Annotated in this window: 7 protein-coding genes; all 7 read right to left on the bottom strand. The window is 60.0% G+C overall.

Annotation, left to right across the window (positions count from 1 at the left end):
• Window positions 1–23: 23 nt before the first annotated feature.
• A complete protein-coding gene (locus tag WS64_RS27735; protein ID WP_347876642.1) occupies window positions 24–1241 on the bottom strand; it encodes a TolC family protein in 1218 nt (405 codons plus the stop codon).
• A complete protein-coding gene (locus WS64_RS35615) occupies window positions 1156–1449 on the bottom strand; it encodes a hypothetical protein (RefSeq protein WP_347876641.1) in 294 nt (97 codons plus the stop codon). The genes WS64_RS27735 and WS64_RS35615 overlap by 86 nt, the downstream gene beginning before the upstream one ends.
• Before the next feature lie 4 nt (window positions 1450–1453).
• The gene (locus WS64_RS27730) at window positions 1454–2797 is read right to left on the bottom strand and encodes an HlyD family type I secretion periplasmic adaptor subunit (RefSeq protein WP_060968335.1); all 1344 of its coding nucleotides are present in this window, start codon (window positions 2795–2797) and stop codon (window positions 1454–1456) included.
• The gene (locus WS64_RS27725) at window positions 2794–4980 is read right to left on the bottom strand and encodes a type I secretion system permease/ATPase (protein WP_060968334.1); all 2187 of its coding nucleotides are present in this window, start codon (window positions 4978–4980) and stop codon (window positions 2794–2796) included. Before WS64_RS27725 ends, WS64_RS27730 begins: the two co-directional genes overlap by 4 nt.
• Before the next feature lie 101 nt (window positions 4981–5081).
• Window positions 5082–9749 carry a calcium-binding protein gene (locus WS64_RS27720; protein WP_244166661.1) on the bottom strand — a complete coding sequence of 1556 codons (4668 nt, stop codon included), beginning with the start codon at window positions 9747–9749 and terminating at the stop codon, window positions 5082–5084.
• Window positions 9722–10276, bottom strand: a complete 555-nt coding sequence (locus WS64_RS34640) for a hypothetical protein (RefSeq protein ID WP_155720486.1) — start codon at window positions 10274–10276, stop codon at window positions 9722–9724. The genes WS64_RS27720 and WS64_RS34640 overlap by 28 nt, the downstream gene beginning before the upstream one ends.
• A gap of 1085 nt (window positions 10277–11361) precedes the next feature.
• Window positions 11362–12873 carry an L-piperidine-6-carboxylate dehydrogenase gene (gene amaB, locus WS64_RS27715; protein ID WP_059643553.1) on the bottom strand — a complete coding sequence of 504 codons (1512 nt, stop codon included), beginning with the start codon at window positions 12871–12873 and terminating at the stop codon, window positions 11362–11364.
• Window positions 12874–13238 lie beyond the last annotated feature (365 nt).

Raw genomic sequence — 13238 nt, 5'->3', positions numbered from 1 at the left:
TACCGCGATGGCCGTCTCCAGTCCTACCGGAATGCCCATCGTCCGATGATGCCGGCGCTGGCAAGCAGTCGAAGCCGTGCCGCCTCCCATTCGGCGAGCGTTCGCACCCGTTCCTGGCGGGCATCGGCAAGCGCCGCCTGCGCCGACAGCAGTTCCAGAATATCGCCTGCGCCGAACGCGTAACGATTGCGCGCCGATGTCAGCGCCGCTTCCGCGGCAGCCAGCAAGCGTGCCGACGCTCCGAGGTTATCCGCCGTCGTCTCCGCATCGGCGTGAGCCTTCAGCACGTCACGCAGAATCTGCTGCTGCGTATCGTGAAGCTGTGCCTGTGCCAGTTCGGTCTGAGCCTGCGCGCCGCGAATCCGATACGTGCGGGAAAAACCGTCAAAGAACGGAATCGTCAGAGTCAGGCCGATGCTGGTTTGCGTCGCCCGCACCGACTGCAGCCCCTGATTCGGGTAGCCGTTCCGGGACAACGTGCCGCTCAGATCCAGCGTCGGCATACCCTCTGACCGTGCGGTCGTCACCTTCGCTTGTGCAGCCTCCCATTTGGCTCGCGCTGCACGAATCTCGGGGTGAGAACCTTCGGCCGCGCGAAGCCAGTCGCTTAGCTGGCGCTCCGCGTCCAGCGCAACCGGTACGACTGCCTCCTCGACCTCGACCCGCGTGCCGGCGGGCAGACCGGTCGCAAAGACCAGTTCGGCGCGGGCCCGCGCGACCTCTCCGCCCGCTCGCCGGGCAGCGAGCAATGCCTTGGCCAACGCCGTCTCCGCCTGCAATACGTCTGCTCGGGATGCAACGCCCATGGCCAGTCGCTTACGCGACGCACGCAGCGTCGATTCCGCCAAGGTCGCGGATTCGGTACGCGCGGCAAACGCGGCTTGAGCATTCTGAACATCGAAATAGCTCCCGACGACATTCGCGACCGCCTTTTGCATCGCTGCGTCGTGGCTCGCCAGCGCGGCCGTCAGCAGCTGTTGCGCCGCCGCGCCGTTTGCAGCCCGCCCGCCAAAGTCGAGTAGCCGCCAGTTCAACGTCGCGTTCGACGCTCGACCGACACCGCGCGTATTCATCGACGGTGCATCGGGATACCGGCTATATGTCGTCAGTTGGCTGATCGATCCGTTGATAGTGGGGAGCCATGCCGATCTGGCTTCACCCACCGCGGCGGCCTGGATCTTGATCGATGCCCACGCCGCTCGGATACGGGGGGTTGTGGCATAGCGCAAGATCGACCGCATCACCAATCGTCAGCGGCTTCGCCGGGTCGGTCGACGAAGCGCACACAACTGGCGCGTCATCGCCCGGTAATCGCTTCCCCGCATCCAGCACCGGCGGACGGGTCAGCAGCGGATCGGCGAGGCCATCCGGAATCCCGCGTGTTTCGGCATTGCACGCAATTGAAACCAACATCAGGCCGAAGATCCACGGACGCGCGCGATCTTTCAAGCTCCTAGCGCTCACGCAAACTCTCCCGTGCATGCTGCAGCAACGGCGACAGCACATACTCGATTACCCGCCGCGTGCCGGTTCTGATTTCCGCACTGCCCGACATACCCGGCGACAGTGCGATCTCGCGACCGTCGATCATCAGCGCCGAACGATCGAGCATGATCCTGACCGAGTAGACGAGCCCCTTCTTGTCGTCGTCTATCGCATCGCGCGAGACATGACTCACGGTCGCCGACACCGTGCCGTATTTCGTGTACTCGAATGCGTCGATCTTCACGCTGGCGGCCTGCCCTTCCTTGACGAAGCCGATATCCCGGTTGTCGACGAATGCTTCCATTTCTACCGCCCCCTCTCGCGGCACGATCTGCATCAGCGGCTGCGCGGCCGGCACCGCTGTCCCGATGGTGTGGACGGCGAGCTGCTGGACGGTTCCGTCGATCGGCGCGGTCAGGCGCAGCAGTTCCCCGTGTGCCTCCGCTCGCCGCATGTCGCCCGATGACGCGTCCACGATACGCTGCGCATCGTTCAGCGCATCCTGGGTATTCCTTCGCGTCTCTGCCACAAGCGCCGCGCGTTGGTGACGAGCATCCGCCAGTTGTCCCGCCATATCGATGCGCTGCTGCTCGGCCTCGATCCACGCGTGCTCCGCAACGTCACCGGTCTTCATCAACCTGGCGTAATCGTCCGCACGACGCGCCGCAAGCGGAGCGGCCTGGCCGTACCTGTGTATTTCGCTGTCGAGACGGTCCCGCCGCGCGACGAAATCGCGCCATTGATCCAGCAGGTGTCGCTCGACCTCGCGCCGCCGCTCGGGCGACACGCCCTCCACATCCGCCAGTCGAGGTTGTCGCCCCGTGTCGATCGCGTCGATCAACGCCCGTGCACGCTCGACCTGCAGTACCGCATTCAGCCGGTCGCCGTCCGCCCGTTGACGTTCGGCGTCGATCACGCGTGTGTCGAGATCGATCAGCGCATCGCCCGTCTTCACGATCTGCCCGTCGCGCACGTGCAGCGCTCTGACGCTCGCCACTTCGACCGCCGCCAGTGTCTTGGTCCGGGAGGATGGAATGATCTTGCCGCCGCCGTCGACGACAATGTCGATTTTCCCGAAATACGACCAGACGATCGCCGTCATCACGAGCAGGATGAGTATGCGCGCGACCCACCGGCCTGCCGGCGAGACAGGCGCCGCCTGGACCGACAGCGCCGCCGGGAGAAATTCGGCCTCGTTCGCGTCGAATGCCGGCAGCGTCATCCGATGGCGTCGCTTCCAGCAGTGACGCCAGACGTCGCGGTAACGCCCCACCAGTTCACGCCAGGCCTCTGCCTGCTGCCGCACGCTCATGTCCGTGCCTCCGCTACGTCGCGGCCGCCCTGTTGCAGCGAATACAAGTGTGCGTAGATGCCATCCCGCATGCGCAGCAGTGTGTCGTGCGTACCGCTTTCCACGATCTGCCCGCGATCCATCACGAGAATCCGGTCGGCATCGCGCACCGCCGAGAGCCGGTGCGCAATGATCAATACCGTGCGTCGCGCGCAGATGTCGCGCATGTTGGCCTGTATGACGGCTTCGGATTCGTAGTCGAGCGCGCTGGTCGCCTCGTCGAATATCAGGATGCGTGGATCGGTCATCAATGCGCGGGCAATGGCGATGCGCTGCCGCTGGCCACCCGAGAGTCCGGTGCCATGCTCGCCGACGAGTGTGTCGTACCCCTCCGGAAGTTCGCAGACGAACTCGTGTGCGCCGGCCAGCCTCGCAGCATCGATCACCGCGTCGATCGACGCAGTGGGTCGAGCCAGCGCGATGTTGTCCCGTACCGAACGATTGAACAGCGTGTTTTCCTGCAAAACGACGCCAATCTGCTGGCGAAGGCTCGCCGTATCGATCACGGCGATATCCTGCCCGTCGACGAGCACTCGCCCGCGATCCGGCACGTATAGCCGCTGCGCGAGCTTGGTCAGCGTGCTTTTGCCCGACCCGGAGCGGCCGACGATTCCAATGACCTCCCCCGCCGCGATCCTGACGGAGATCTGCCGGATGACATCGCTTGCATCCGGCCGGTAGCGAAACGATACCTGGTCGAACTCGATCGCCCCGTCGAGACGGGGTACACGCGTCTTTTTCGCTGCGGTTTCGGGCGCCGTGTTCAGGATATCCCCGAGGCGCCCCATCGAAATCCCCACCTGCTGAAAGTCGTTCCACAACTGCGCGAGACGCAGTATCGGACTGGATACCTGCCCGGCCAGCATGTTGAACGCGACGAGCTCGCCGACCGTCAACTTGCCGTCGATCACCAGCATGGCGCCCAGCCACATGATCGCCGCGGTCACCAGCTTGCTGATCAACGCCACGCCGCCGCTTGCAATCGTGGCAACGTTGGTCGCCGCCAGCCCCGCACTCACATAAGCGGCCAGTTGACGATCCCATCGGTCCGTCCAGCGCGGCTCGAGTGCCATCGCCTTGACCGTATCGATTCCGCTGATGGTTTCAACGAGGAATGACTGATTCTCGGCGCCCTTATTGAATTTTTCGTTCAGACGCCGCCGAATGATCGGCGTAAACACGATCGACAACAATACGTAGAGCGGAATCGAAACAACGACGATCAACGTAAGCCACGCGCTGTACCAGAGCATCACCCCGAGAAAAACGAACGAAAACGCGAGGTCCATCACCAGCGTCACGGCGTTGCCGGTCAGGAACGCGCGAATGTTCTCGAGCTCGCGAATACGGGCGACGGAATCGCCTACACGGCGCGCCTGAAACCACGCCAGCGGTAACGCCAAAAGATGGCGGAAGAGCCGCGCGCCGAGTTCGACGTCGATCTTGCTGCTCGTATGCGCGAAGACCCACGTTCGTATCCCCGAGAGCGCCACCTCGAACAGCGTCGCGCAAATCAACCCAACGGCGATCACGTTCAACGTCTTCATCGCGTGATTGACGAGCACCTTGTCCATCACCACCTGGAAGAAGAGCGGCGTGGCAAGCGCAATCAATTGCAACACCAGGGAAATCACGAGGACCTCGCCCAGCAGCTTCCGATACGTGACGATTGCCGGAATGAACCAGCTGAAATCGAAGCGCGCCAGAGTGCCCGCAATGCTGCTCCTGCTCGTGAAATAGATGAGCTCTCCCGTCCAGATTTCCAGAAGACGCTCGCGCGTCAGCACGGTAGGCGCCTCACCCGGAAACTGGACAAGCGTTCGAGGCGCGCGCGTTCCATCCCCGGCCTGATACTGCGCGACCACGAAATAGCCGCCTTCACCCTTCGTCCGTGCGACCGCGGGCAAAGGCGCCCGATCCAGTCGTTCGAGGTTCTGTTGAACGACCCGGGCCGTCATGCCGAGCGAACGCGCGGCTCGCAGGATTGTTTGAGTATCGAAACGATCGAAACCAAATTCATGTCGCAACGCGGCTTCGTCGGCCGCGATGCCGTGCAGGCTCGCCATCGTCAGAACGACGGCGAGACCGGAGTCGACATCCTGCGTCGGAAACGACGCCTGAGGCCGGAAATTGGAACTGTCCATGAAGGGAATACGTGGCGAGGAAGGAAATGCGATACGGCCGGCAGCAGGCCGTCCGGTCGCACTAATGTGCAACCGGACGGATGGACGTTCGGGAACGGGAATTAGCGCCAGCTTGTCGCCAGCGTGGGCGCAAGCGCGGCCTGATGCTCAGGGGGCAGCGTTACCGCTCCTGCAGCCGGCGGCGACCATGCCGCCATGGCCTGTACCAGCTTCTCGACATCGGCGTTGACGAGCGTCCGGCCGTCGTCCAAGCGGATCTGCTCGATCTGATAGCGTGATCCCGAGTACCAGTCCCGAACCGTAGCCGTATCGCTGGAGCCGAGGATACTGATCTCGAGATCGTCGCCGACGTGACGGAACCACAATTGATCCGCGGATACACCAGCCCCGATGCTGATCACATCGTTGTTGCCGAGCGTTTCGTCGTCGTCCCGGATCGTGTCGCGGCCGGACCCGCGGCCAAATCGATAGGTATCGTTGCCCAAGCCGCCGACCAGGATGTCGTTGCCGGCACCACCATCCAGCACGTTGTTACCGCGATTGCCGATGATCGTGTTGTCGAGTGCGTTACCCGTGCCGTCGATGTCCTCGTTCCACAGTTTCAGCGCTTCGGCCGTGTAGATCGCGTAGGCATTCGGTACGTTGGCGGCTGCCCGGAACTCCTGAAGGCTGATGTAGCGCGTCATGTCGCTGACGCGCCGGCGGCCCGAGTCGGCGATATAGAAGCCTTTGAGCTGGCCGTCAGAGTCTCCGTAGACCGCGCCCGTGACGGTGACGACGTGATTCACGCCACCGCCATCGAGATAAGCGCTGTCCTCCCAGAGCCGCCCCGAGTTCAGCGCGAGTATCACGCCACGACCACTGCGCACGAGATTCGCAACCGCATGCTCGTCGTAGCCGGCAAGCAGATTGTTTGCAATACCGTAACTCTTGAGCAGCGCCTGTTGCTGAACGTAATTCGACCCGCCTCGCTGGTAATCCGTTGCCGCCGGGCTGGTGACGGCCCATTGATTGTCGATTGCGCGCCGGACAACGTCTCCCTCAGTCGTCGGCGTCCCGGTCTGCGTCAACAGATTCGCGATCGAGGTCAGCGCACACGTTCCCTGGAACGTCGGAACCGCATCGCCTTGCATGTAATCCAGCTCGTTGGCCTTCGGGTACCCGTACACGTGAACCGCCACGCCGTCGACAAGCCCTTTTTCCGGCTTGCCGAAATCCAGCAGGTTCAGGTTCTCGACGTGTTCGCCCAACGTATAGCTGATCTTGCTCTGCACGGTATCGATACCCTCGCCGGCGAATTCGACGACACGGTCGCCGACATTGTCGACGTAGTAGGTATCGTTGCCCTTTCCGCCGATCATCGTATCGGCACCGGTGACACCATCGAGAATGTTGTCTGCGCTGTTGCCGACGATCCGGTTATCGAGCGCATTGCCCGTGCCGTTGATGTTGAAGCCTTCGACGAGTCTCAATTCTTCGATATTGGCATTGAGAATGTAGTTTGCGCTGCTGATAACCGTGTCGTAACCCTCGTTTGCGTATTCGAGAATCACGTCATTGACGCTGTTCACGATATAGGTATCGTTGCCCGCGCCGCCTTCCATGTGATCCGCGCCGGCCCCACCGTCGAGATAGTCGTCGCCGAGACCGCCGAGCAGCGTGTCATTGCCTTCTCCACCGTAGAGATAGTCATCGTCGGTTTCACCGGGGCCTAGCGTCCTCTTCGCCTCGTTGTCGCCGGTGAAACCCACCAGCAAATCGTCGCCGGCGCCGCCGTACAGGATGTCGTTTCCGACCTGGCCGAACAGTCGGTCGTCGCCGTCGCCGCCGTAAAGCCGGTCGTGGCCGTCGCCCCCCTGAATTTCGTCGTTGCCTGCGTCGCCGTGGAGCAGATCGTTGCCGAGACCGCCGAGGATCAGATCGTTTCCGGCTCCGCCGTAGATCGTATCGTCGTCGGTTTCCCATGCGGCCAGCGACTGCTTCGCGTCATTGCTGGCCGTAAAGCCGACGAGAATATCGTCGCCGTCGCCACCCCAGATCGTGTCGTTGCCCGCACCGCCAAAAATCTTGTCGTTGCCGGATTCACCGGAAAGCGCGTCGTTGCCGTTGCCGCCGTTCAACTCGTCGTTACCCGCCCCACCAAAGAGCCGGTCGTCGCCATCTCCGCCGTCGAGGAAATCGTGGTCGTTGCCGCCGTCGAGGTAATCGTTGCCCAAACCGCCGTACAGCGCATCATTGCCGTTGCCGCCATACAGCGTGTCGTTGTCGGACTCACCCCACGACAACGTTTGCTTCGCATCGTTGCCGGCGGTGAAGCCGACCAGCACGTCATCGCCATCGCCGCCCCAGAGTACGTCGTCGCCGGCTTCGCCGAAGATGCGGTCGTTACCGGCGTCTCCAAGTAGCTGGTCGTTGCCTGCGTCACCATGCAGTTCGTCGTTCCCGGCGCCGCCGAAGACCGTATCGTTTCCGTCCCCGCCACTCACGAAGTCCGCTCCGTCGCCACCGTCCATGTAGTCGTGGCCGAGGCCTCCCCACATCCGGTCGTTGCCGGCGCCACCGTACATGACGTCGTCATCCGTTTCGCCCCAGGCCAGCGTTTGCTTGCTTTCGTTCGATGCGGTAAAGCCCATCATGATGTCGTCACCGTCGCCGCCGTTCATGATGTCGTTGCCGGCCTGGCCAAATAGCCTGTCGTTGCCGATCCCGCCGTCGAGGACGTCGTTGCCGGCGCCGCCGTTGAGTTCGTCGTCACCTTCCTCGCCGTACAGTCTGTCGTCGCCGTCATAGCCGAACAGCGTGTCGTTGCCGGTGCCGCCCCACAAATTGTCGTTGCGGCTGCTGCCGCCCATGATGTCGTCGCCGCCGCCGGCAAGGAAGTTCACGAGCAGGCCGCTGTTGATCCAGTGACCATATGCGGCGTAGTAGTTCGCATCGAATACGTCGTTGCCGTCGGTTCCGACGAGATAGGTTCGATTGCTGTTGTTGACCTTGATTTGATTCGGGCCGAAAAAGATAAAGTCTCTGCCGCCGTTGACCCAGTAAATATTGTCGTTGTCGCGCAACCACCGATAGTTCGAAAACGGTACGCTCGGCGCCAGATAGATTCTTCCGGGCTGGCCCGCAACGTCGCTCCCCTTCCACGGCGCGGCGGCAGAGCCTGCCGCATACCAAGCGTTGCCGCGGGTCAGAATGTCGTAATCGATAGCGCGGATCTCGGAAATCCCTGCCTGCCGGAGTGTTTGAAATTCGCCCGCGTCGCCGATGCCATCTTCATTGGTATCGACCCAGACTTGCAGCCCGCTCAATTCCGCGCCTGAAAGCTTGCCGTCGCGATTGGCGTCAAGCGATCCAAGCGCTGCCGCGCTCAGGCCAAGCCGCTGCGCGTCGAGCAGTACCGGGGTCTTGTTTGCAATCGATACTGCCGCGTCCAGTGCGGCGCTTTTCGCTTCGTAGAATGCGCCGATCGGGTTTTGCCAGCCTGCGGGCATCGTGAACCCGTAGTCGTTTTTTCCGCCAAAGGTCAGGGTTCGCGAAATAATCTGGCTCAGATCCAGATAACTTGTGCCGCTCAGTAGGCCGGTGGCGCGATAGCGTGACAGCAGGCTGTCGGCAAAGGCGGCATCGCGGATGTTGGACAAGTCGTAGCGCTGACCGCCGTTTACGACGAAATTGCGGTCGGTAACGCCGTCGCCGTTGGTGTCTTCGCGGATTACGCTGGCGCCGTTACCGAGGTGGGTTTCTGTTTTGATGTTGTCGAAGACGCCGTCGCAGTTGGCGTCTGTTTTGGTAGTTGTGATATTGTCAAAATATTCAACCAATGATCCTCTAGATTCGAATTTCTTAATACGACCATTTGACTCCGTTACCATACCCGACTGGCCAATATATTTGACAATACTACCACCATTGCCATCAGGATAATCAATCCTCAGCGAGAAGCCAACCCATCTACCACCGACATTCACCGTTCCAGCCTCAACATCATTAGCCAGAAAATCAGCCCATTCAATTCGCACACCATTGTTACATGTAACAGTCGTCCATACGTCACGAGTTCCAGCCCGAACCTCTGAAATATCTGCCCCAGAGCTGCCAACAATCCAGTCAATTGCACGGGCCATTTCATAGCGAAAATTCGGACTATGAGATTCACTCCAGTTCAAGACGCTTGGAGCAATATATTTCTCCCATGCATATTTCGACAGCATACCACCGATAACACCACCAGCTATGTTGCCAACCAATGGGGAGATTACACTACCCACCATGCTACCTATCATCCCTCCAAAAACACCCATGGCCGTACTGCCCACTTCAAATGCCGACGCATTGGGATCTTTTATTACCCACAATAATTGAGCCGCGTTAATTGTCGGCCCAAGTTGACGCCCTATCGTCGACAGTATTTTTTCTATCGATTTCGTTTCACTTGCAATCTTTGAGAACGACTCCATCTTCCCAAGCTCGGCACGCATTGCCTCGACTCGAGACAAAGTCTGCGCGTCAAGCCGGCCAGGATCTATGTTAGCCAGCGCGTTCCTGGTTGCAAAGCTAATCTCGTCCAGGTTTTGCCACATTGCCTTCGAAAAGGCTGCGCGAGCTTCAGCATCAGTGGCGAGCTTAGTAGCATTGGCACTTGCCTGTCTCATATGTTCCGCAGCTTTCTCCAGTGCGGTCTTGATACCTTCACCAGCCGCCCCAATCGCATCCCAGCTATCGAGTTCATTCCATGCCATTTTTACCCCCTCATTTTCGACAACACCCATGAGACAAAAATAAAAATCCATACAAAACCTACCGCAACACCGAATGCGTCGACACCGCCCGCAAATACCGGCCCAACAAGCCCAAGCAAAAATCTAGACTTTGAAATAGGAATGATGTTAATTTCATAGTACGGCCGGCCAAACAACACCGCCACGACCCCGAACCCAAAGAAAACAATCACTCCAATTGAAGCAAAAACCCTTTTCCAGAAAAATCCTCTAATTATTTCAAATGTCCTATCTCTATCCGCATAAAATGCCCTAGTTGAATCAATGATTCTCAGCGGCAGGAATACATACATGATTGCAAAATACAACCCCGTCACCTCAGGAAACGCCGACCGCTCAATCGCCTCACCTATAACTGGAAATATATTCGCCATATAGGACACAAATCCCCCTAGCGCCTGGTATCGCACCAATATGTCTTCGGGAGCAAACCATGCCATCAGAGCTGAGATGAAATGCAAAGCAAACATTCGCGGACAGTAGCGGTAATACCTCAGAAGACCTTTCAACTCATTCATAGATTACTTCGTCAGAATTTTTATACTCGCAAAGAGGCGCTCAGCCTACAATCCGCCTTAATTTACATCCCTTAAAGCTACACCAATGAACCAAATCCGCCAAAATCACCATGCAAATCAACCTAAAGGAATCGCGCTGAAATCGACTGCATGCAGAAATGAGATAACGACAATTAGATATAGCCGATGATATTCATGAATAAAGTCAACCACTCCGCACGAGAAGCACTGGTTCTCGCTGAACAGGCCAAAGCCCCTCTCGGAATGACCCAAGAAGCGAATGGACGGCTTATATCGGCACTTCCGATACTTCTTACGCCATCAGCACTTCTTCGATCGACTAGACACATGTGCGCAGGCACTTTTTCCTCGCCCCGCATCGGTCACGCACATTGCGTACTTTCTCGGTTTTGGTAAATACCAATTCTAGAGACACATCCGTTATCTGAAACAAGAAAAACAATTATCGCTTTTGCATATTGGTTGTCATGCGCGCACCTCAACGCCTTCGAATCAACAATCGCCCCCAATCCCATCAAATACATCAATGAAGTCATATGACGCAATACAGATCACCCGAATCTGCAACAGCTTTGACATCACTCAAGAACTGGTGCGGCGGCCGAGTTTTCAGTTCACTGGCCGGCTTAATCGCGCACGCCGAGCCAATTCCAACGAAAATTAGGAACCCTATGTCTTTTGTACGAACCTGATCTCCATTCACACCACCTCACTGTTCATACTAGTCCTCTGCCCACTCTCCGCGGTTCACTGCCCAACTTCCATCGATCTCTCAAAAGATATAGAAAGAATTGAAAGAAAACAAGCAAACGCCTAATTTTCATACACATACGAAACAAGGAAAACAATTCCGTACTTGTCTGACCCACGTCTTACGGTCCTGAATTAGCTGATCTATATGTACCCACCTCCAGTCGATCTACTCTATAGACCCACGAGCCAATCAATACCGCCAAAATAAAAAAGCCGGCACTCTGGCCGGCTTTTCCGCTAAACCTGAAGACCGACGTATTGTCAGTCGCTATGTACAGTCAGCACACGATACGTGTTCACGACACGGTGCATCAAACATCAAACTTCACCCCCTGCGCCAGCGGCAGTTGCCGGCTGTAGTTGATCGTATTCGTCGCCCGGCGCATATACGCCTTCCACGCATCCGAACCCGACTCGCGCCCACCGCCCGTTTCCTTCTCGCCGCCGAACGCGCCGCCGATTTCCGCGCCGCTCGTGCCGATGTTCACGTTGACGATCCCGCAATCGCTGCCGGCCGCCGACATGAACTGCTCGGCCTCGCGCATGTCGTTCGTGAAGATCGCCGACGACAAGCCTTGCGGCACCGCGTTGTGCAGCTCGATCGCGTCGTCGAAGTTGTCGTAGACCATCACGTACAGAATCGGCGCGAACGTCTCGCGCTCGACCACCGCCGACTGCTTCGGCATCCGCACGATGGCCGGACGCACGTAGTACGCATCCGCATGACCGACGTCGACGCGCTCGCCGCCCTTCACTTCGCCGCCCTGCTCGCGCGCATCGGCCAGCGCCTTCTGCATCGCGTCGAACGACGCACGATCGACCAGCGGGCCGACCAGCGTGCCTTCCTCGAGCGGGTTGCCGACCTTCACCGACGCATAGGCCTTCTCGATGCGCGGCAGCAGTTGCTCGACGAGGCTGCGATGCACGATCAAACGGCGCAGCGTCGTGCAGCGCTGGCCGGCCGTGCCGACCGCCGCGAACGTGACGGCGCGCACGACGAGATCGAGGTCGGCGCTCGGCGCGACGATCATCCCGTTGTTGCCGCCGAGTTCGAGGATGCCGCGTGCCAGGCGCTGGCTCAGCACCTTCGCGACTTCCTGGCCCATCCGCACGCTGCCCGTCGCGCTGACGACCGGCACCTTCTTCGACGCCGCCAGCACCTCGCCGACATCGCGCATGCCGAGCACCAGTTGGCTCAGCTCCGCCGGCGCGACACCCGGATGCGTCTTCTCGAACTCGCGAAGCGCCTTCTGGAGCAGCACGTGGCAAGCGATCGCGGTGAGCGGCGTCTTCTCGGACGGCTTCCACACGACCGAATCGCCGCACACGAACGCGAGCGCCGCATTCCACGCCCACACCGCGACCGGGAAGTTGAACGCCGAAATCACGCCGCACACGCCGATCGGGTGCCACGTTTCCATCATCCGGTGGCCCGGGCGCTCCGATGCGATCGTGAGGCCGTAAAGCTGGCGCGACAGGCCGACCGCGAAATCGCAGATGTCGATCATTTCCTGCACTTCGCCGAGCCCTTCCGACGTGATCTTGCCGGCCTCGAGCGTGACGAGGCGGCCCAGTTCGGCCTTGTGCTCGCGCAGCACGTTGCCGAACACGCGCACGAGTTCGCCGCGCACCGGCGCCGGCACCGTGCGCCACTTGAGGAACGCGTCGTGCGCGGCGTCGATCTTGCGCTCGGCGTCGGCGGGCGTGTCGACGGCCAGCGTCGCGAGCGTCGCGCCGTCGAGCGGCGAACGCGCGGTCAGCGCATTGCCTTTCCACTGGGCGAGATCGATGTCGAGCGCGGCAAGAATGTCGTTGAATTGCATCACTTCCTCTTCAGGGACAGATTGATCGGTGCGGCGGCAGCGCCGCCCGCGTGATTCGATTGGAGCGCGTTCGAGCGCCTCGTGCAAGCGGATGCGCCGCGCGGCGGGCCCGATGCGCCATCCGGCGCATCGCGCTGCGCCGCCGCCGAAGGCCCCGCCGGACGGCGCGCCCCGGCCTCGCGAGGCACGATCCATGAAACACATTGTCGATGGCCACAAGTCGGGCCGCTATTGATATTAACTCACGACTTCATTCCAAAAACGCAAGAAGTCAGTCGGGCGGACGCGTCCGTTCGTGCTCCGATATCGGACGTTTCCAAAGCTCGTGGACGGGTGCTCGGACGCGTCGCGCCGCGACAGCAGTT

It is taken from the genome of Burkholderia anthina, from assembly GCF_001547525.1.
Lineage (GTDB): Bacteria > Pseudomonadota > Gammaproteobacteria > Burkholderiales > Burkholderiaceae > Burkholderia > Burkholderia semiarida.
The sequence above is the reverse complement of the archived record's forward strand: the minus strand, read 5'-3'. Positions and strand labels throughout refer to the sequence as shown.